Origin of the sequence: Youngiibacter multivorans (assembly GCF_017873395.1) — a bacterium.
Classification (GTDB): Bacteria; Bacillota; Clostridia; order Clostridiales; family Clostridiaceae; genus Youngiibacter; species Youngiibacter multivorans.
On sequence record NZ_JAGGKC010000040.1, the window covers coordinates 1 to 21,699 of the forward strand.

The 21,699-nt window shown below is 45.4% G+C and carries 17 protein-coding genes; 9 read left to right on the forward strand and 8 right to left on the reverse strand.

Features of this window, described 5'->3' with window-relative positions; translation table 11 throughout:
* The first annotated feature begins 314 nt into the window (after positions 1-314).
* The 3 genes from J2Z34_RS16315 to J2Z34_RS16325 all read left to right on the forward strand — a co-directional run bounded on the left by J2Z34_RS16315 (position 315) and on the right by J2Z34_RS16325 (position 4,017).
* Positions 315-788 (forward strand): MarR family winged helix-turn-helix transcriptional regulator, encoded by a 474-nt coding sequence (locus J2Z34_RS16315; protein ID WP_209460937.1) that lies wholly within the window; start codon positions 315-317, stop codon positions 786-788.
* Positions 779-2,173 carry an MATE family efflux transporter gene (locus tag J2Z34_RS16320; protein ID WP_425348057.1) on the forward strand — a complete coding sequence of 465 codons (1,395 nt, stop codon included), beginning with the start codon at positions 779-781 and terminating at the stop codon, positions 2,171-2,173. Before J2Z34_RS16315 ends, J2Z34_RS16320 begins: the two co-directional genes overlap by 10 nt.
* Positions 2,174-2,421: 248 nt before the next feature.
* The gene (locus tag J2Z34_RS16325) at positions 2,422-4,017 is read left to right on the forward strand and encodes a peptide chain release factor 3 (RefSeq protein WP_209460938.1); all 1,596 of its coding nucleotides are present in this window, start codon (positions 2,422-2,424) and stop codon (positions 4,015-4,017) included.
* A 105-nt stretch (positions 4,018-4,122) separates the two neighbouring features.
* Here the strand turns inward: J2Z34_RS16325 and J2Z34_RS16330 are convergent, their stop codons facing one another.
* Positions 4,123-5,418, reverse strand: coding sequence for a M18 family aminopeptidase (locus J2Z34_RS16330; RefSeq protein WP_209460939.1), 1,296 nt, complete (start codon positions 5,416-5,418; stop codon positions 4,123-4,125).
* Positions 5,419-5,548: 130 nt separating this feature from the next.
* Here J2Z34_RS16330 and J2Z34_RS16335 point away from each other — a divergent pair, with 130 nt between their 5' ends.
* Both J2Z34_RS16335 and J2Z34_RS16340 read left to right on the forward strand, forming a co-directional pair.
* Complete coding sequence (locus tag J2Z34_RS16335; RefSeq protein ID WP_209460940.1) at positions 5,549-6,724, forward strand: cation diffusion facilitator family transporter; 1,176 nt, start codon at positions 5,549-5,551, stop codon at positions 6,722-6,724.
* Positions 6,725-7,037: 313 nt separating this feature from the next.
* Positions 7,038-8,264 (forward strand): OFA family MFS transporter, encoded by a 1,227-nt coding sequence (locus J2Z34_RS16340; RefSeq protein ID WP_209460941.1) that lies wholly within the window; start codon positions 7,038-7,040, stop codon positions 8,262-8,264.
* Positions 8,265-8,353: 89 nt separating this feature from the next.
* Here J2Z34_RS16340 and J2Z34_RS16345 read toward each other — a convergent pair whose 3' ends face one another.
* The 4 genes from J2Z34_RS16345 to lepB form a co-directional block, all read right to left on the reverse strand.
* The gene (locus J2Z34_RS16345) at positions 8,354-10,453 is read right to left on the reverse strand and encodes a HelD family protein (protein ID WP_209460942.1); all 2,100 of its coding nucleotides are present in this window, start codon (positions 10,451-10,453) and stop codon (positions 8,354-8,356) included.
* Between the two features lie 94 nt (positions 10,454-10,547).
* A complete protein-coding gene (gene ftsH / locus J2Z34_RS16350) occupies positions 10,548-12,542 on the reverse strand; it encodes an ATP-dependent zinc metalloprotease FtsH (protein ID WP_425348058.1) in 1,995 nt (664 codons plus the stop codon).
* 12 nt (positions 12,543-12,554) lie between these two features.
* Positions 12,555-13,850, reverse strand: a complete 1,296-nt coding sequence (locus tag J2Z34_RS16355) for a Sapep family Mn(2+)-dependent dipeptidase (RefSeq protein ID WP_209460943.1) — start codon at positions 13,848-13,850, stop codon at positions 12,555-12,557.
* A 2-nt stretch (positions 13,851-13,852) separates the two neighbouring features.
* Positions 13,853-14,446, reverse strand: a complete 594-nt coding sequence (gene lepB, locus J2Z34_RS16360; RefSeq protein ID WP_342453219.1) for a signal peptidase I — start codon at positions 14,444-14,446, stop codon at positions 13,853-13,855.
* A gap of 213 nt (positions 14,447-14,659) precedes the next feature.
* Here lepB and mscL point away from each other — a divergent pair, with 213 nt between their 5' ends.
* Positions 14,660-15,043 (forward strand): large-conductance mechanosensitive channel protein MscL, encoded by a 384-nt coding sequence (gene mscL / locus J2Z34_RS16365; RefSeq protein WP_209460944.1) that lies wholly within the window; start codon positions 14,660-14,662, stop codon positions 15,041-15,043.
* 96 nt (positions 15,044-15,139) lie between these two features.
* Here mscL and J2Z34_RS16370 read toward each other — a convergent pair whose 3' ends face one another.
* Complete coding sequence (locus J2Z34_RS16370) at positions 15,140-15,874, reverse strand: carbohydrate deacetylase (protein WP_209460945.1); 735 nt, start codon at positions 15,872-15,874, stop codon at positions 15,140-15,142.
* Between the two features lie 184 nt (positions 15,875-16,058).
* On the opposite strand from J2Z34_RS16370, the gene J2Z34_RS16375 reads away from it, so the two are divergent.
* Together J2Z34_RS16375 and J2Z34_RS16380 are read left to right on the forward strand one after the other, a co-directional pair.
* A complete protein-coding gene (locus J2Z34_RS16375) occupies positions 16,059-16,784 on the forward strand; it encodes an ABC transporter ATP-binding protein (RefSeq protein WP_209460946.1) in 726 nt (241 codons plus the stop codon).
* Positions 16,777-18,444, forward strand: coding sequence for a putative ABC transporter permease subunit (locus J2Z34_RS16380; RefSeq protein ID WP_209460947.1), 1,668 nt, complete (start codon positions 16,777-16,779; stop codon positions 18,442-18,444). The genes J2Z34_RS16375 and J2Z34_RS16380 overlap by 8 nt, the downstream gene beginning before the upstream one ends.
* 195 nt (positions 18,445-18,639) lie before the next feature.
* Here J2Z34_RS16380 and J2Z34_RS16385 read toward each other — a convergent pair whose 3' ends face one another.
* On the reverse strand, positions 18,640-19,308 hold the full coding sequence (locus J2Z34_RS16385; RefSeq protein WP_209460948.1) for a uracil-DNA glycosylase: 669 nt from the start codon (positions 19,306-19,308) through the stop codon (positions 18,640-18,642).
* Between the two features lie 123 nt (positions 19,309-19,431).
* Here J2Z34_RS16385 and J2Z34_RS16390 point away from each other — a divergent pair, with 123 nt between their 5' ends.
* Complete coding sequence (locus J2Z34_RS16390; RefSeq protein WP_209460949.1) at positions 19,432-20,742, forward strand: alkaline phosphatase family protein; 1,311 nt, start codon at positions 19,432-19,434, stop codon at positions 20,740-20,742.
* Between the two features lie 154 nt (positions 20,743-20,896).
* On the opposite strand, the gene J2Z34_RS16395 is transcribed toward J2Z34_RS16390, so the two are convergent.
* Complete coding sequence (locus J2Z34_RS16395; RefSeq protein ID WP_209460950.1) at positions 20,897-21,484, reverse strand: nucleotidyl transferase AbiEii/AbiGii toxin family protein; 588 nt, start codon at positions 21,482-21,484, stop codon at positions 20,897-20,899.
* Between the last annotated feature and the right edge of the window lie 215 nt (positions 21,485-21,699).

Sequence of the window (21,699 nt, forward strand, 5' to 3'; positions counted from 1 at the left end):
ACAATCGGAAAAATTGCATTCGGGTCATCAATGCTTTCCTGCATCTGATGGCCATTCTTTTCCCCTCAACGATTCTTTCCTAATAAATTATATCATCTTTTTGTTTCATTTATTTTCATCGCCACGTTAACAATGTATAAACAAGGTGGGATGCCATAATGGATTTTTTCTGCATGCTTCCATTCTGACTCGAACATGGCTTATGAATGCTCTTGATCCTCTTGCTTTCATTTTCATTGCTTTACAATAACCTGCTATTGTTGTAGAATAAAATAGTTCAATAGTGAACTATTTTTAGTTAGGAGGAAATTACAATGAAGATAGATATCAGAGAAGACAATATTTTTATTCTGTCCAGCTGGAAATTCAAGAAGATGTATGAAAAAGCATTTTACCCAACAACAAAAGAGCTCCAGTTAACTCAGGGAGAAATTGATGTTCTTCTTTTTTTATTCAACAATAAGCCTCTTGATACAGCGAAGGACATTGCTAAATACAGGTCCATCTCAAAAGCAATGGTATCCAAATCACTGGATTCGCTGATAAACAAAGGGTACCTTTCGGGTGAAACAGATTCAGCTGACAAGAGGAGCATTCATCTGTCAATTGAACCGGCAGCAGTTCCTGCAGTTGAAAAATTAGCACAAGTCCAGAAGAGCATCCTTAAATCAATTTTTCACGATATCACAGAGGATGAATACGAGGTAATGAAAAGGATATTCAGTAAAATCGACAGTAACATTTCGAAAAAACTTGAAGAAAATGGAGGAAAACAAAAGTGGAAGTAACTCGCGAAAATAAAATGGAGACCCAAAGCATAGGAAAGCTGCTTTTCAGCATGGCATTTCCCGCAATCATAGCTCAGATAATAAACGTCTTGTACAATATCGTTGACAGGATGTATATCGGCCATATCCCCGAAATAGGTGCAGACGCACTGACCGGAGTTGGAGTCACCATGCCTCTTATCATGGTCATATCAGCATTTGCTGCCTTGGTCAGCATGGGAGGAGCTCCCAGAGCTTCGATCAGGATGGGAATGAAGGATAAGAAGGCAGCTGAAAAAATACTTGGAAATTGCACCTCTGCGCTGGTACTGGTATCTGTAGCATTGACTGCCATAGTGCTTTTATTCGGAGAAGAAATGATGATGATGTTTGGAGCAAGCGAAAATACGATCAGCTATGCTCTGGATTACATGAGAATATATGCAATGGGCACGATTTTTGTTCAGCTATCCCTCGGATTGAACGCATTCATTACAGCCCAGGGCTTTGCAAAGACAAGTATGCTTACAGTTACCATTGGTGCAGTTGCAAATATCGTACTGGATCCTATCCTCATGTTTGGATTCGGCATGGGAGTTAAGGGTGCCGCTCTGGCAACCATAATTTCACAGGCCATTTCAGCCATATGGGTCATACGATTCCTGATGAGCAAAAAAAGCCATCTGACTATCCGAAAGGAATACCTGAAGATCGACCCGAAGGTCTTCCTGCCATGTGTGGCTCTGGGATTATCGCCATTTGTGATGCAGGCAACAGAAAGCATCCTTGTCATTACCTTCAATTCATCCCTGCAGAGATATGGCGGAGACCTTGCAGTAGGAGCCATGACCATACTGTCGAGTGTGATGCAATTTTCAATACTTCCGATCATGGGACTCACCCAGGGGGCGCAGCCCATAATAAGCTATAATTATGGAGCAGATAATCTTTCAAGGGTAAAGGATACATTTAAATTATTGCTCAAAGCCACACTGGTTTACTCTACACTGCTTTGGTCAGTGGTTATGCTTTTCCCTCAGATTTTCGCGAGGATATTTACTGGTGATGCACTCCTCATTGCTGCCACAGTTTCAGCGCTTCGGATATACATGGCAGTGTCCCTGCTGTTAGCTGTTCAGATCAGCTGTCAACAGACCTTCATCGCGCTGGGGAATGCTAAGATTTCAATATTCCTCGCACTTTTACGCAAGATCATCCTGCTGATACCGCTTATATTTATCCTTCCCCAGTTCATGGAGGACAAGGTCACCGCAGTATTCCTGGCGGAGCCAATTGCTGACATCATTGCTGTCACTGTCACCTCAATTATATTTGCGATCCAGTTCAGGAAAGTGCTCGGAAAATCATCTTTCAGCTTCAAAAATCAGGTTACACTTGAGGCATAGCTGACAGCTCTTTGCGGTTTCAAACTGGCTTGGTTAACCGTCTTGCTACCTGTGTAATCATTTCACTCTTCATCCTCTTGGTATTGACCTAGGGATGACATAATCACAGCACACTTACAGGGTGACATTATCACAGACCATTAAGAGCCTTTCGAAAAAACTATGGAGCATTCATCGATTATGTTATATAATAATTAGTTGTTACAGAAGGAAATGATGATCGGCCGCAAGGCCACCAGGAGGCACCTTTGGAATCGATAAGAAAAGAGATAGAAAAAAGAAGGACGTTTGCGATAATCTCGCATCCTGACGCAGGTAAGACAACCCTCACTGAGAAGCTGCTCCTGTATGGAGGGGCTATTAGGCTTGCAGGATCGGTCAAGGCAAGGAAGGCATCGAAGCATGCCGTATCTGACTGGATGGAGATTGAGAAGCAGAGAGGTATATCCGTAACCTCGTCTGTCATGCAGTTCAACTACGACGGCTATTGCATAAACATCCTGGATACACCGGGACATCAGGACTTCTCCGAGGATACCTACAGGACACTTATGGCTGCAGACTCTGCAGTGATGGTCATAGATGGTGCCAAGGGAGTCGAGGAGCAGACAAGGAAGCTTTTCCATGTTTGTTCTCTTAGAGGTATCCCCATATTTACATTCATAAACAAGATGGACCGTGAGACAAGAGACCCCTTCGAGCTTCTTGAGGAAATCGAAAGGGAGCTTGGAATAAAGTCTTACCCAATGAACTGGCCTATCGGTACAGGAAATGACTTCAGGGGAGTTTTCGAGAGGGACACTAACACCATACATGTATTTGCAGGTGGAAAGCATGGCCAGCTTGAGGTTGAATCAGTCGTAGGACAGGTTGAAGACGATGTGTTCAAGGACCTCCTTGGCAAGCCGCTCCATGACAAGCTTATGGAGGACATCGAGCTCATTGATTATGCAGGAGATGACTTCGACCTTGGAAAGATCCAGAAGGGCGAGCTGACTCCGGTATTCTTCGGATCCGCTCTCACCAACTTCGGAGTGGAGCCCTTCCTCAGGGAGTTCCTTAAGCTAACATCAGAGCCACTTTCAAGGAACACTTCAGAAGGTGATGAGATCGATGTCTTCAGCGACAAGTTCTCCGCATTCATTTTCAAGATACAGGCTAACATGAACCCTGCCCACAGGGACAGGATCGCATTCATGAGAATATGTTCCGGAAAATACGAAAAGGGAATGGAGGTATTCCATTACCAGGGTAACGGAAAGATAAAGCTTTCCCAGCCACAGCAGTTCCTGGCGCAGGACAGGGAAATCATCGAGGAAGCTTATGCCGGAGACATCATAGGTGTTTTCGACCCGGGTATTTACTCCATCGGTGACACTCTGACAGATCCTTCGATGAAATTCAGGTTCGAGGGAATCCCGACCTTCTCTCCTGAGCATTTTGCAAGGGTAAGGCCAGAGGATACCATGAAGAGAAAGCAGTTCGTAAAGGGAATAACCCAGATTGCCCAGGAAGGAGCTATCCAGGTATACAAGGAGCTCCATATCGGAATGGAAGAAATCATTGTGGGAGTCGTTGGAGTTCTTCAGCTTGAGGTCCTTGAATACAGGCTCAAGAATGAATATGGAGTCGACCTGAAGATGGACAGGCTGCCATATAGGTTCGTAAGATGGATTGAAGACGAATCGTATGATACCTCAAAGCTTAACATCACTTCAGATTCTAGGCTCCTAAAAGATATGAAGGACAGGGACATCCTGATTTTCCAGAACGACTGGGGAATAACATGGGCACTTAACCATAACAAGGGACTGGTACTGTCTGACGTAGGCAAGGTAGACTAAAATAAATGCCGTTGTGATTTTCAACATCACAACGGCATTTTTGTTTGCTCTACAAGCACATTCACTTTACATTTATTATATTATGTAAAACTAAGCCTCTATTTATCAGTTTTCTTCGTAGAATACCTTCAATGCCTTCACAAGATAAAGGTGGTCATCTACTCCTCCAAGCTCCCTTACGGAATGCATTCCAAGAAGTGGAGTACCGATATCGACGCTTCTTATAGGAAGATGAGAAGATGCTGCAGGACCTATCGTGGATCCTCCTGCCAGGTCGCTCCTATTAACGAAAGTCTGGAACGGAACCTCTGCTTTTCTGCAAATCTCACTGAAGGCTGCGGCTGAATCCCCATCTGTAGTATACTTCTGGTTCGCCGAAAGCTTTATTACCGGTCCTTTGTTTAACAGCGGCCTGTTGACCGGATCGTGCATCTCAGCATAGTTAGGATGTACGCTATGTGCAAGGTCAGCAGATATCATGAACGAACCTTCAAGGCTCCTCAGGAAGCCTTCCCTGTCACCACCCAGTGAGTAGTATACTCTCTCCAGAAGATTTGCCAGGAGTACTGAATCAGCACCCTGCTTCGACCTGCTTCCGCATTCCTCGTTGTCGAAGAATGCTGCGATCCTTATGCCGCTGCCGCCTTCAGCTGCCTTAAGCGCTTCCATGGCTCCATGCACGCTGTTAAGGTTATCCTGCCTCTTGGATGATATGAACTCCTGTGAGAGGCCCATGACTATGCCCTTTTCAGCCTCGCATAAGAATAGGTCATAATCCAGTATCTCATCAGATGCCACATTGATCTCTTCAGCAACAAGGTCCCTTATCAGGTTCTCCTTTGCGAAGTCCTTCCCTGCCATGGACATTATCGGAAGCACGTGCTTCTGCTTGTCGATTGCCACCCCTTCATTCACGTTCCTGTTGAAGTGGATCGCTACGCTTGGAATGATAAGCAGAGGTCTTCTGAAGTTAACTGTCTCTGTCCTTGGCTTCAGCGGACTGTCACCCTTGAGGACGACCCTTCCTGCAAGTGTGAGGGGTCTGTCGAACCAGGTTGAAAGTATAGGTCCTCCATATGTCTCAGTGTTCAGCCTGAGGAAACCATCGTTAACCATCTCAGCACCGGGCTTTATCCTGAATCCAGGTGAATCGGTATGTGCCCCAACCATCCTGAAGCCTTTGACAAGTGGTTCGCTGCCTATCCTTACCATGAACAGGGATGAGCCGTTCTTGACATAGAATGCCTTGTCCCCTTCCTTAAGACTCCATTTTGCTTCTCCGTCAAGTTCCTTATAACCGTCAGCAAGAAGCTCTTTCTTCATGACCTCCACAGCGTTGAATGCTGTCTGGGATTCATGCAGAAATTCAAGCAGTCTTCCTGCAAGTTCCATCTTTTCCATAAGTGACCTCCTACCATGATTTATACTCAATATATTACTATTCTAACACAAGTGTGATACAATTGAATGAAGGATTCCAATCCGCTTTTGCGGAGCCTGGAATCTTTCCATTTATTCGGAAGGTGAAGTTATGATAGATATATTAATCAATAAAATTGTCGACGGCAAAAACTACAGCAATGTGTTTGAGAGGGCGAAGATAGGCATAAAGGCGGGAATAGTGGGGATAGTCCTCAACTTCATCCTTTTTCTTGTTAAGCTGCTCCTCGGCTTTGTTACAGGCAGCATTTCACTTATGGCTGATGCCTTCAACAACCTGACCGATACCACATCCTCTGTGGTCACTATCCTCGGCTTCAAGCTGGCAAACAGACCGCCTGACGAGGACCATCCATATGGACACGGAAGGCTTGAGTACCTGTCCGGACTGACCATATCAGTGCTGGTTATGTTTGTTGGTTTCCAGTTCATAGTATCCTCATGGAAGAAGATAGTAGCCCCCAGCCCGGTAATCTCCGAGTGGTCCACAACCTTCATACTCGTACTCTCGATACTTCTCAAATACCTCATGCACTTGTTCTACAAGAGGCTTGGCAAAAAGATTGGCTCACAGACTCTTGAGGCAACTGCTACTGATGCGCTTGGAGATGTATTCACGACATCCGTGGTCGTACTAGGACTTATCGCTTCCAAGTTCACCACCCTTCCAATCGATGGAGTGGTGGGAATAGCCATAGCATTATACATAATATACAACGGGCTTATGCTGACACTTGAAACCCTTAACACCATTATAGGTGAAAAGCCTGATATGGAGCTTGTAGAAAAGATCAAGGCCAAGGTCGTATCCTATAACCATATCTATGCGGTCCATGACCTTGCCATCCATTCATATGGTCCCGGCAGGACAATGGCCAGCATTCATGCTGAAGTGCCCTTTGACATGAACCTAGTTGAAATACACAATGTGGTTGACAAGATCGAAAGGAAGGTACGCGAAGAGCTGGGAGTAGACCTGGTCATCCATATTGACCCTTTGAATGACCACGATGACGAATTCCTTGCTGTCCAGCAGAAGGTTACTGAACTCTCTCTGTCCATACCTAAGATCCTTTCAGTCCATGATTTGCGCTATACCGGACTCAAGGACCACAAGATGCTCATATTCGAGGCTGTTGTGGATTCTAAAAACCTGACCGAGAAGGAAAGGCTTTCCATTAAACACGAGCTCACTGAGATGGTCAGCAACGAATTCCCCGATACCAGGGTATTCATAACCCTTGACCTCGATGTAACCATACTTTAATTTAAGCAATAACTTTAGCCGGGAGATTTCCCGGCTATTAAATTCCACAAAATCAAGCAAATCATTGAATGCCTTGAAAAATTAATTTCAGTTCCCTATCCTTAGAATGCCCATAAGATTAAAACGATATCATAAGTGATGCTAGAAATAAATAAGGACCCTTTTTGTCATGATACCGATTTCCTTTGATTCTGAATGGATTTCCCAATATTTATTTTCATTTAAAAATTGATTTTCATGAAAATAAGTAGTAGGATGTATATTGTTTGTATTTTAACACATGGAATCATATTTATATTGAGGGGTGCGACTAATGACAAAGTTTGAAAACAAATGGACCCGTGCGGCAATCCCTGCACTGCTTATCCATTGCAGCATAGGAACCATATATTGCTGGTCCCTGGTAAAGGGAAACATAGCAAGCTACATCGGAGCTCCTACCAGTTCAGTAGAATGGGCTTTCAGCCTGGCGATCTTCTTCCTTGGAATGTCCGCTGCATTCGCTGGAAATGTAGTTGAGAAGGATATCCACAAGTCTTCTCTCATAGCTGCAATATTCTTCGCAGCAGGAATGGCAGGAACTGGATTCTTCATACAGCAGAAGTCGCTCCCTGGAATATTCCTTACATATGGCGTAATAATGGGTATTGGCTGCGGTATAGGTTACCTTTCACCTGTAAAGACGCTGATGCTATGGTTTGACAAGCAGAAGGGACTGGCTACAGGAATAGCAGTCGCCGGTTTCGGTCTTGCCAAGGTAATAGCAAGTCCTATAATTGAAATGCTTCTTGGCGCTGTGAATGCAGATGGAAGCCTTGCAGACCCGACAAGGACATACAAGATGTTCTATATCCTTGCAGTTGCATATTTTGTAATGATGATTGCAGGTCACCTTCTTCTCAAGAAGCCTAACGGCTGGAAAGAAGCGCCGAAGAAAGCTGGCGGTTCAAGCCCTCTTGTAATATTCAAGAACAAGACCTTCATAGGCATCTGGCTCATGTTCTACATCAACATCGCTTGCGGACTTGCGCTGATATCACAGGAGAAGGGTATCCTTCACCACATCGGATTTACATCAGTTGCTGCAATAAGCTCATTGACAGCCATATTCAATGCAGGCGGAAGACTTGGATTCTCAGCCTTTGCAGACAAGCTTAAGGACAGGAACACAATATACAAGGTCATATTCGCTATTTCAATGACCCTCGCAGGTCTTGTCATAGTAACTGATGGAATAAACAATGCCATTGTACCCCTTGTCATAGCTCTGCTATGCGTTATTAATGCGGGCTACGGCGGAGGATTCTCCAATCTTCCGACACTTCTCTCCGACAGGTTCGGAATGAAGAGCATAAGCACCATCCACGGCCTTGCACTCTCAGCATGGGCAATTGCAGGCCTCACAGGAAACCAGATAAGCGCACTGATACTGAAGAAAACCGACTCATATAACAATGTACTTATCGTTATCCTGGCACTTTACGCAGTTGCTATGGTAGTCACCTTCACCATGGTAAAGCCAGGAAAGAACGACATATAGCATCTGAAGATAAGCTTCATGACTCCTATCTGAATACAAAGGGCATCATTCCACCTCAATTGTGGAATGATGCCCTTGTTTATTTTGGCTTAACTTAGCTTTATTGAGGCAAGCGCATGAAGCGCCCTTGTCGCCATGATGTACATTACGAGGTCCTGCTTATCCTCTTCCGCCTTTTCAGATACTACAACCACGGCATCGAACTCAAGTCCCCTTGCGTAGTATGAAGGCATAATGTATGTGCTGCCTGTAAGGAATGCATCCTCAGTGTCAATGAGCTTTATTCCTACCCTGCCCTTTATGAGTGAATACAGCCTTCTTGCAGTCTCCATGTCCCTGGTGAGTATGGCTGTAGTTCCCAGGTCTATGTCCTTAAAGGTTGTAAGGATTCCTGTGATCTCATCTGCAGCAGCTTCAAGACTTTCGCAGGTCCTCTCGTCAACTGGTCTTCCGTTTCTTACAAGAGGTACGATCCTCCTGTCAGAAGCAAACCTGTTGGCGTATTCCATTATCTCCTGGGTTGATCTGTAGCTCTTCTCAAGATGGTAATATCTGATGTCGTTGAAGCAGAAACCCAGGTCATTCATTACTGAGTCCCCTTCAAGGAGCATCTGGTTAGTGTCTCCTACCACCGTGAAGGATGAGCATCCGGTTATTTCCTTGAGTGCAAGGAAATGGAACGGAGAATGCTCCTGCGCTTCATCCAGGACAATGTGCTTCACCTCGAATGGCAGCTTTATCCCCTTCAGCCTGTTTGTCATGTATAGCATGGGTGCCAGGTCTTCCTGTGTAAGGAAGTCGAAGGTCATCAGCCGTCTGTATATTTCAAGTGCATCATGCCTTGAAAGATCGGAAAACTCCCCTCTCTTCTCAGCGAAGGTTGCTACCAGTGCCCTTATTTCTGTCATCCTAGCATGGTCCAGCTCGTTTATCTCATCCTCACTGGAAAGCGCCTGTCTGAGGCTCTTGTATTTTGCATCGATCTCATGCCTCTTTTCATCCCTTGCTTCCCTCATCCTGCCGAGGATCAGTCTTTTAAGCCTTAATCCTCTCCTGAAGTATGGAAGCGTACCGAAGTCCTTAGTGAGAAGCTTTTCCCAGCCCTCTGCCGTGATAATCTCATGTCCAAGGTAGGAGATGTCCCTTGCTCGGTAGTAGCCTGACTCTACATCTGCTATAAGGGCTTCAAGCTCATTCTTGAAGGCCATGCCTCTCTTTCTCCTCGTGTCTGCGATAAGCTCCTCGTCTCCCCCAAGTATGGCCTCTGTGAAGTCCTCGCCTGAAAATACGGCGGAGTCATCGATCTCAAGAAGCTTCATGGCAAGGTCATTGAAGGTATCCTGGTTGGCACCTTCTTCACCCAGTGAAGGAAGGACATGGCCTATGTAGTCCATGAAGATGTTGTTGGGCCCAAGGATGAGCACCTTGTGCTCCAGCATCTTCCTATAGTTGTAGAGAAGATATGCTGTCCTGTGGAGTGCTATGGTCGTCTTTCCGCTTCCTGCCACTCCATTTACTACAACTACGCCTTCCCTCTTGTCCCTGATTATGGAATCCTGCTCCTCCTGGATAGTCATTATGATATCCTTGAGCCTGCTTCCTGCCTTTGAAGACAGCACCTCCATGAGTATCTCATCCTTGACATCGCTTTCCGAGTCAAACACACCCTTAAGCAGGCCGTCCCTGATCATGAACTGCCTTCTTAAAGTTATATCCACATCAATCTTTCCGATTGGAGCCTCATAGGATGCTTCTCCCAGGGAACCCTTGTAGAAGAGGGATGATATGGGGGCTCTCCAGTCGACAACAAGAGGCTCTGCACCATCCTCATCGATAAGGCTGTATTTGCCCACATAGAATTCATCACTAACATCACCCTCTGAAAAGCCGACCTTTCCGAAGTATGGCGACGATGACAGCTCCTGAAGCTCGTTAAGCCTCTTGTCAACTGCCCTGTAGGCCTCTTCCTGAACAAACCTCTCATGGTCGAAGTAGTCGATGACCTTGTCCTCATCTGGACGGTACTCGTCTATCTGGTTCCTTCTGTATTCTACTATGAATTCAGTGACCTTCTGTTTCTTGGAAGTGTTTTCGATGATATCCTCCTGTATCCTTTCAGATACGTCCTGAAGATATTTCTCTTCCTTTTCAAGTTCTGCCTTGGGCAAATCAATGTTTAATCTTTTCAAGCTAAAGCCTCCTGATTCATTCAGCCGTGGCCAATAAGGCCACGGCTGACATGTCTATTTATTCCTTTGGTACCTGGCGATCCTTGTGGATTGCCTATTCGTCCCCTGAGTCACCCTCAAGGTCCTCAGTAATTGCATACCGCATCTCATCGAGCTCGTTGACCTGGTCTTCAGGCTGGGTTTCTTGAGCTGTCTCTTCTGCCTGCACCTCAACTGTTGGAGCTGTAACTTCTTTTCTGCCGAAGCTCTCACCCTTGAATTCCCTTACGACCTCCATGAACTCTTCACCTGTCATGGTTTCCTTCTCGAGAAGCTTTTCAGAAAGTACAGTGAGAAGCTCCCTGTTACCACTCAGTATGTCGAGGGCGGTCTTATGACCTGCCTTTATGAGCTTCAGAGTCTCCTCGTCTATCTTTGTAGCAGTCTCGTCGCTGACATTGAGGACTGCACGGCCGTCGAGATACTGTCCCCTGATGGATTCAAGCGCCATCATGTCGAAGGTTTCGCTCATCCCATACATGGAGACCATCCTTCTCGCCAGCTGGGTAGCCCTTTCTATGTCATTGGAGGCTCCTGTTGTTATTGACCCGAACTCAACTTCCTCAGCTGATCTTCCTCCGAAGAGTATCGCGATCTCCTTCAGCATCTCATCCTTTGACATGAGGTATTTCTCATCCTCAGGCACCTGCATGGTGTATCCAAGGGAGCCCATGGTCCTCGGAATTATGGTTATCTTTATTACAGGGTCTGTTCCCTTCTGCATTGCAGCTACAAGCGCATGCCCTATCTCATGGAACGCAACTATCCTCTTTTCATTTGCGGACATTATCCTGTCCTTCTTCTGCTGTCCTGCGATTACAACCTCTATAGATTCCTGGAGGTCCTCCTGCATTACGAACTTACGGCCGTTCTTTACAGCCCTTAGCGCAGCCTCATTGATCATGTTGGCAAGGTCCGCTCCGACAGCACCAGGCGTACCCTTCGCTATCTCGTTCAGGTTGACATCCTCGCCCATCTTGACGTCCTTTGAATGCACCCTGAGTATGGCTTCCCTTCCCTTAAGGTCAGGAGCATCCACGATTATCCTCCTGTCGAACCTTCCCGGCCTGAGAAGAGCCTTGTCCAGTACTTCTGGCCTGTTGGTCGCAGCAAGAAGTACTATACCCTTTGAAGAATCAAAGCCGTCCATTTCAGCAAGCAGCTGATTCAGCGTCTGTTCTCTCTCGTCGTTTCCGCCCGGAAGTCCACCGGTTTCCCTGGACTTTCCTATGGCGTCAATCTCGTCTATGAAGATTATGCATGGAGCCTTGGTCATGGCTTCCTTGAACAGGTCCCTGACCCTTGCAGCGCCCATTCCAACGAACATCTCAACAAAGGCTGAGCCCGAAAGTGAGAAGAAAGGCACTTTGGCTTCTCCGGCAACTGCCTTTGCAAGCAGGGTCTTTCCTGTACCCGGAGGTCCTACAAGCAGTGCTCCCTTAGGAAGCCTTGCTCCGATATCCACGTACTTCTGAGGATTGTGAAGGAAATCAACTATCTCAATAAGCGATTCCTTGGCTTCCTCCTGTCCTGCGACGTCCTTGAAGGTCACGCCCGTATCGCTCTCATAAAGCTTAGCAGTATTCTTGCCGAAGCTCATCATGCTTCCGCCACGCTTCTCCATGTTCTTCATCAGATAGCTTCCGAGGAAGAGCAGAAGACCAAGGGGCAGCACCCATGAGAACAGAAGCGTCATCAGAGGGCTTGCAGTCTCAACCGGCTTTGAATAGATGTCCACTTTCTTTTCCTTTATCAGGGAAAGGACCTCTTCATCCCCTGTAACCATTCCCGTATAAAGCTGAAGACCTGCGAGCTCGTCGCCTTCCTTCATGGTATACGTGTATATCCTCTGGGATTCGTCTACGGTGATCTCAGCGATCCTGTCAGCCTCTAAGGCCGCATAGAACTCATTGTAGTACTGTCTCTTGTTCCTTATGTCGTTCATGAAGTAGTTGAAGACAGTAACCATGATAAGTATCGCTACGAAATATACTGCGTAGAACTTCAGATTTCTGTTGTCATTGTCGCCTTTTTTCTTGTCATTGTTCACAATAATTCACCTTCATTCCGCTAAAGCCATCATGGCTTTGGCATAAACTTCCGCGCATAGCATCAGGTCGGAGACCGTTATGTATTCGTCCGCCTGATGGGCGACGTCTTCTCTTCCGGGCAGCATTGGCCCGAAGGCCACAATGTTCTTCATTTCCTTCGCATAGGTCCCGCCGCCTATGGCCAGCGGTCCTCTCGCATCTCCTGTTGTTTCCCTGTAGGCTTCCATAAGCCTTTCTACAAGCTCATGGTCAACCGGGTAGTAAAGAGGCTTGTCCTCATGCTCTAGAACCAATCTGAAGCCGTTCTGCTTCATCTTCTCTTCCAGCTTAACGAGAACATCTTCACTTGTATAAGTAACCGGATACCTTATGTTAAGTCCTATTTCAAGCTTGCCATCCTTCAGGTCCATGGTACCCATGTTCATCACAAGCCTGCCTGACGCTTCATCCTCAAGGTCAATTCCAAGTGCTGAACCATCTGTATCTCTGCAGAGGGCTGCACTTATGAAATCAAGTGTCTCACCAAAGGCTCCTGAAAACTTCATTTCATGAAGTTTTCCTACCAGCTTCCATATGGCGCTTTCGCCCTTGTGAGGCGTGCTGCCATGTGCTGATATTCCTTTTTCCTCAATCACTGTTTCAGTGCCGTCATCGTGGCTTATTACTGCCTTCGCCCTGTCAGGCACCATGTTCACTGCGCTCCCGCCTGTTATAAAGCAGCCTCTATCCGGTATTTCCTTTATGAGCTTGAGTATGAGTATACCCATTTCAGCGTTTATAGCAGGAAATTCCGCATCTGGTGTAAAGCCTGATATTGGCTGGCTTTCAGTCTTAAGATAGTTCTTAATATCGGGTCCTCCAGTTTCCTCACTGGTCCCGAATATGAGCCTTATCCTTTTTGAAAGTACTGAGCCTTCGTCCTTTATTGCTTTGAGAGCATACAGGGCAGCCATCATCGGACCCTTGTCATCGATCGCTCCGCGACCGTAGATCCTGTCTCCGATGAGCTCCCCATGGGGATCCTTTGTCCAGTCAGACCCTACAGGTACGATGTCGAGATGACCCAGAACCGCCACGTAGTCTTCACCCGTGCCGTATTCGATGTATCCCGCATGGCCATCTAGATTTCTGACCTGAAAGCCCATCCTTCTTCCGATCTCAAGCGCCCTTTCAAGGGCTTCGTTTACGGCTTTGCCTGCAGGCATAAGCTCTTCCGGTTCGCCTGCAACGGATTCTATTTCAAGCAGGCTCATTATGTCATTTATCATGTCTTCTTTCAGGTTTGAAAGAGTTTCCTTCAGATCCATAGCTATTTCAGGAATCCGATGTCAGACAGCGGATATACCCTGAGTCCTCCCTTGCCGATCACTTCGTCCATATCTATGTACGGTTCGTCCCAGAACCTGGCATCGTTCGATGTAGCCCTGTTGTCGCCGAGGAAAAGGAACTTGCCCTCCGGCACCTCGAAGACTGTTGTGAATTCCAGGTCGTTCTTGACATACTCCTCAGGATAAAGCTCACCATTGATGAACATATTTCCTCTTCTAAGCTCCACCCTGTCACCCGGCAGGCCTATCAGCCTCTTGATGAGAAGAGTGTTGCCTCCTTCCACGAAGTTGAACACCACTATATCGCCTCGTTCAAGCTTCTCAGGATTGTAGACCCTGACCACATAGATCCTGTCATCGATGTTTATCGTAGGTATCATGGAGCCTGTCGGCACCTCGATCCTGAATATCAGGAACTTGTTTACCAAAAAAGCAAGCATGAATGCCGCCAGTATCGGTATTACCCATTCCCTGACTATATGGCTGAGCAGATTGCCCTTTCCACCGTTCTCCAAAGCTAACACTACCTTCCACTTCGGACTAAGACTGTCCGCTGCTGATAATAAATTTCTCACATTCTATTTAAACTTGCCTTAAACCGCACACAAAGCATAACTTTTGTGCGCTGTCACTCATTTAAGTATACCACACTGAGGCTTCATTATCCGCCCGAAACAGCCACTTAACGCATATCTGGCCACATGTATCCATTAATTTAGTGTAAATTCACTGAATGTTCCTGATATATGTGAATATACTGTGATATTATGGAGTTGGAGGTGAATAAAATGAAAAAATTCATGGAAGAATTCAAGGCCTTTGCAATCAGAGGAAATGTAGTCGACCTTGCTGTCGCTGTCATTATAGGCGGAGCATTCGGAAAGATTGTTGCTTCCCTTGTAAATGACATAATAATGCCTATAGTCAGCCTTTTGTTCGGCGGTGCGAAATTCTCTGAACTTAAAGCCACTGTCGGTGGTGCTGAGATAATGTATGGTAACTTCATACAGAACATCTTTGATTTCATCATAATCGCTCTTGTAATATTCATAATGATCAAACAAATGGCAAAGCTTAGGAAGAAGGAAGAGGCAGCTCCTGCTGCTCCACCAGCTCCTACCAAGGAAGAGCTTCTTCTTGCTGAGATCAGGGACATCCTGAAGGAGAAATAGAAAGGGCCTTGCTCTTGTAAAACCAACTATTAAAATCAAATAAAATCAAACATGACAAAAAGGATCAGCTTCGGAATATTCCGAAGCTGATCCTTTTTACAAGTCCTTGAAGCTTATGAGCTCCACCTTGTACCTTTCGATTATTTCCCTTGCCTCACTTGATACAAGCACATCCAGTTCCTTGGCCCTTTCCCGGTTGTAGCTCGAGTTATGCATTACGAAGGTATCAAGGTATCCCGGGTGGCACATGAGCTCTGCAGTCTCATACTTTGATGCTGCCTCTATGGCCTTTTCAAGGTCTGCAGGTGTAAGGTTGTCGCCATGGAAGCTCGCTATCATCCTGTCAGGTGATGGAATTCCCTTAAGGCCTTCAGGAACGTGGTCCTTAGTATGTACCCTCACAGGAATCATGAGTTCCTTTGCAAGATCTCCCACAATATCAGAGATTCCAGGTTCAAGATGAACATGATGGTGGCTGTCGAGATGGGTTGGGACAAGTCCCAGCATGAGGGCCTTTTCAATCTGGCTCCTGAACTCCTTCTCCACATCCTTCAATGAATATCCCTTAAGCTGTTCCTTCCTTTTCATGAACCTGCCGTCCTCTCCAACAAGGCTTGGCACTTCCTCCGAAACTGGAAAGCCAGACGTCATGACAAGGTGAAGCCCGACAGGCAGCCCATTTTCCTTTGCAAGCATCACGGCATCCTCTGCCTGAGGCATATTCATCATGATGGTTGCTGACGTAACGATACCTCTCTTGAAACAATCAATAATTCCCAGATTTACAGCCCTTGACACTCCGAAATCATCCGCGTTGACAATTAGCCTCAAATCAATCACTCCTCAAAACCAGTCTTTACGTAAATTATACCAAGAGAGTCTCTGCCATATGTGAACCAAATTGAAACTCTTGAGAAAACCATGTGAAAACTCAGGTTTAATCTTTACTTAATCGAAACTGCACTTTAGTAGTGGTATAATATATGGTGATTATGAATATTCAAGGAGGACAGATATGATCAGCTTCAAGAATGTTACCAAGGTATATGGCGGTACTGTAAAGGCTGTCGACAACCTGACACTCGACCTCTATCCCGGCGAGATTTATGGATTCCTGGGGCCAAACGGTGCCGGAAAAACCACTTCGATAAAGATGCTCACCGGAATTCTCAGGCAGGATTCAGGGGAGATAACAATAAACGGAAAGAACATGCTGACTGATCCTCTGGAGGCAAAAAAGGAATTCGGATACGTGCCGGATAATCCTGATATGTTCCTGAGGCTTAAGGGTATCGAATTCCTGAACTTCATGGGGGACATTTACCAGGTTCCCGGTGATGTAAGGAAAGAAAGGATAGAGAGCCTGTCAAGGCGTTTCGACATGGAAAGTGCTTTAGGCGATTCCATATCAGGTTACTCACATGGAATGAGGCAGAAGATAGTGCTTATGGGTGCACTGGTACACGAACCAAGTGCATGGATACTGGATGAACCCATGACGGGACTTGATCCCAAATCCTCATATATGCTCAAGGAGATGATGAGGGACCATGCGGACAAGGGAAACGTGGTGTTCTTCTCGACCCATGTCCTCGAGGTTGCTGAGAAGCTATGTGACAAGGTCGGCATAATCAACAAGGGAAAACTAATGTTTTCAGGCACCATGGAGGAACTGAGGCAGTTGGCCAAGGAAAATGAGAGTCTTGAGAACATATTCCTGGAGATGACAAAAGATGAATAACATATTCTACCTCACAAAGGCTATGTTCGGAAGCGATGAGACACTCTCCAGCCTGGGATTGGGCGGAAAGAAAAAGAAGAGCATCTTCAGCAAAAGACCTGTAAAGATACTGCTTTTTCTCCTGCTTTTCCTTTCAATGGGAATGTCAACAGGAAGCTTCGCATACATGCTGTACGACTCTCTCAGCATGTACGGGTTCCAGTCGCTTATAGTAAGACTTACAGTTCCGGCATCGGGACTTACCATATTCATGTTCGGCATATTCTATGTCATGAACGTGTTCTATTTCTCTAAGGATATCGAGAACTATCTGTTTCTTCCTGTTAGACCTGGCGAGATACTGATGTCCAAGTTCCTGGTGGCCCTTGTATTCCAGTATTTCATATATGGCATGCTGTTCATGCCTGTGCTTCTGGTCTATGGCTTCCTGGACAAGGCTGGACCGCTCTTTTACCTTTATCTTCTGATAGTCACACTTTTCGTACCGGTGCTGCCTATGGTTGTCGCATCGCTTATTGCGATGCTCATAATGAGGGCGGGAAGAGGTATCAAGAACAAAGATCGTTTCAACATGATTGCCGGTGTGCTCGGACTCACCATATCCCTTGGTTTCAGCTTTGGAATTCAATACATGGCACAACGGATGACAACCGGAAGCATGGTAATCACAGACCTTTCACAGCTGCCGACAATCAGGGTGATTTCGCTTGCATTCCCTACTTCACACCTCGCAAGTGAAGCCCTGGTAGCCTATGATGGGCTCAGCGGGCTGATGTATCTCCTGGCACTTATAGCAGCATCCCTGTTATCAATGGCTGTCTTCTACGCTGTAGGGAATGCCATATACTTCAAGGGTGTCATGGGTGTCCTCGACAGCTCATCAAGAAGGAAGAAACTATCAACAGGCGAACTCGAGAAGGAGACCACCTCTAAGCCCATACTTCTCGCATATTCATTGAAGGAGCTGAAGCTCCTGATGAGGACCCCTGCATACTTCATGAACTGTGTGCTCGTTTCCCTGATATTCCCGCTATTCTTCATCATCCCATTTCTGATTGATGGTCCTGACACCGCGGAGATCAAGGAGATAATGGCCTTCATCCGATCAGCTGGAGACGCAAATCTCCTGGTCGTCATGGCAGCCCTTGGACTTCTCCTCGGTGGATTGAATATAATTTCATCGACTTCGATCTCCAGGGAAGGCAAGAACTTCTTCTTCATGAAGTACGTGCCGGTTCCCTACATGACACAGCTTTATGCAAAGATACTGAGCTCGTTCTATGTTGAAGGTTTAGCGGCGGTAATCCTCTATGGACTGCTGATTCTGCTCTTCAAGCCATCGATGGTTGTCGTGCTGCTTTCAATACCACTTTTCATCCTTGCCTCAATATTCATGAACCAGTTCTCGATTGCCATCGACGTATACATGCCAAAGCTTGAATGGGATAGTGAACAGAAGGCAGTAAAGCAGAACCTTAACTCGTTGTTCCAGATGTTCGGAAGCTTCCTTTTCGGAGGAGGAATGATCTTCCTGAGCACAAAATTCACTCCTACTCTCATCCCAGCATTCCTTGCCCTCTTTGTCATATTCGGGGTACTGGTGGTCATAACCCATAAGTTCCTGGAAAGGCTTGTTGAGAGGCGATTCGCTGAGCTGTAGGCGCTATATATGATTTGAAACAACAGGACCAGATGACAGTTAATGTCACCTGGTCCTGTTGTTATACTACATAAATATTCTCTTCATAATTTCAAAACCATTTTTTCATTTGGTACTTCAGATATGTTCGCAGCATCCCAAAAGCCATGCTATAGTGCAAATCTGATAATTAAGATCTTCGGGCACCAGATTAGCTTAATCCCTTATTTCCCAGTTCACTGGTGCCTTCCCAATCTCACTGAGTATTTCATTGGTTCTGCTGAATGGCTTTGATCCAAAGAATCCCCTGTGGGATGAAAGCGGGCTTGGATGGACAGACTTTAGTACCTTATGCCTTTTATCGATGAGTGCCTCCTTCTTGCCTGCAGGTGCTCCCCACAGGATGAATATGACAGGGTCCTCTCTTCCTGACAGGTGGCCAATAATTGTATCTGTGAATATCTCCCAGCCTTTTCCCTGGTGAGAGTTCGCCTGTCCCTCCCTGACTGTTAGGACTGTATTTAGAAGAAGCACTCCCTGCCTGGCCCATGATTCAAGGTTTCCATGTTCTGGAATGGAAAAACCAAGGTCATCCTTCAGCTCCTTGAATATGTTTAGAAGTGAGGGAGGTTTAGGCAATCCCTTCTGCACTGAGAATGCGAGGCCATGTGCATGCCCTTTCCCATGATACGGGTCCTGTCCAAGGATCACTACCTTGACATCCTCATATGAAGTGAGCTTAAGTGAATTGAAAATATTGTTCATGTCAGGATATATTACCTTTGTCCTGTATTCTTCTTTCAGGAACTCCCTGAGCTTCAGGTAGTATTCCTTTTCGAACTCACCTTCAAGTATCTTGTCCCAGCTGTTGCCGATCTTAACCATATATCCCTCCGTGTTTAATTCTCATTTTTTCGATAATTCCCATATAGCCATTGTACTTCAGAGATAGTTTACAATTCCATGGTATTCTTTAATGTATGATACAGAATTTCCCAGGAGGTTCATATGGAAACAAAAAACAGCAAAAGACGCTTTGTCATAATTTCCTTTGATGCACTTTCTTCGAGGGACATGGAAGTCCTGAAGAGTATGCCGGGATTCTCAAGATTGTACAGGGATGGATCCTATTGCGAAAATGTAAAGAGTGTTTATCCCAGCCTTACATACCCTGCCCATTGCTCAATTTCTACCGGAATGCTTCCTGTGAACCACGGTGTAACTTCAAATCAGCTGCTGCAGCCTGGTAGAAAGGACCCTGACTGGCATTGGACAAGAAATCACATCAAGACTGATACCTTCTATGATGCAGCTCTCCGTAAAGGGATGACAGTTGCTTCTCTTCTTTGGCCGGTTACCGGAAAGTCGAACATTACCTGGAACATGCCTGAGATATATGCCAACAGACTATGGAAGAACCAGATTGCTGTTTCACTTTCTAATGGAACTCCAGATTATCTCCTTGAGCTTCAAAAAAGGTTCGGGAAGACCCGGCAGGGACTCAAGCAGCCAATGCTTGATGATTTTGTCCACCAGAGCGCACTCTGGACAATAAAGGAAAAAAAGCCTGATGTCATCATGATCCATTATGTAGACCTGGACTCAATGAGGCATCACTACGGATATGCCTCCAAAGAGGCAGATTCAGCCCTTTTAAGGCACGACAGAAGGCTGGTTGATATATTGGATGTCCTGCAGGAAGAAGGCCTTACAGAGGACACTACACTGTTCGTCCTTGGTGACCATGACCAGATTCCGGTAAAGAACATTATATACCTTAACTCCATATTCAAGGACAAGGGACTGATAAAGGCTAAAAATGGAAAGATTACTGACTGGAAGGCCTATGCTCAGACCCTCGACGGATCCTCATATGTTCATGTCAAAGACAGAACTGATACAGATACATATGCAGAGGTAGAGGCGATTCTAAAGACACTTGAATCTATCCCCTCATATGGCATCGAAAAGGTCTATACGTCTGATGAGGCAGCAGCTTTAGGCGCAAGCCGCGATGCGGCATTCATGCTGGAGGCAGCTTCTGGATTCAAGTTCCTTCCTGCTATCGACAAGCCTGCGGTAGCTCCAATACCACCTGCTGTCGATGGCTGGTTTGATGAAAGTATTTCCACCCACGGTTTCTCCCCTGACAAGGAAAACTATACAACCGTATTTTTCGCAATGGGCAAGGGAATAAAGAAAAATACAGTCATCCCATCAATGTCGCTGATAGATGAAGGTCCAACCTTTGCAAAGGCAATGGGGACTGTATTGTATGATACTGATGGCAGAGTCCTTGAAGAGATACTTGATATTTAATTGGTCCATCTTTTTTTAAAGCAAAGAACCATACGACCGTGTTCGCAAAGTTCTTTGCTTTTGTATTGTTGAAGTCTATATTCAATATAATTTACAACCAAATATAATTTACTTTTATTGTTATTGTATTTTAGCAAACCCAGTCATAGTCCAATCATCTTTTCCAGACTCTATCATCTGGATTCCAAATACCTGCAAATTGTTCATCTGCTATAAGTGAATTAAGAATCGGCTTTAGGAAAACACCAATGTCAGTCATAATTTCAGGAAACGATTGCCCATCTGCTTGTCCTAACCTCTTCTTGAATATTTTCCATTGTTTATTTAAACTATCATTCTCTGCGTACTCGGAAGTGAAGATATAAACTGCATCAGATATGTTTGTATTCCGCCGCATAAAAGTTTGTCTTATAGCATTCTGGAGAATTCCACCCTCAAATTCATGTGTAGAAAGAAAACTATGAATATCGTAAAAATCCTTAAGTCTGCCGTTGAACACAGAGTGCCTAACCATTGCATGGAATTTTTCTGCAATTGATGAATCTATTGAATAAGCCTTAAGTAAAATAGGTTCAAGTTCTGATAGCATTGGAGGATATTCTATCATACTTGAGTTGACTACAATATCCCCAAATCCTATTTCCAAGTGCATATGGATATTTGTATTCGGTCCGAGATAGCATGTGATTTTGACCTGGAATCCAGGATAACCTGCATGAACCATTATTTCCTGTATTGTCATTGTATTCATATTAAATTAAAGCGCAACCCATCGCCTTCATAATCAATGCTGAAAATCTCAGTAAAAATTGCTTCAATCTTCTCAAGTTCATTTTTTAGTCTAACTGCGAGCAATTGAACGCTCTCATGACTAAAGTCACGAGATTCTTGGGAACAGAGCATACATACCGGCTTATTTATTTACCGGCAGAGGTTTCTCTTGTTTACCAAGCTATC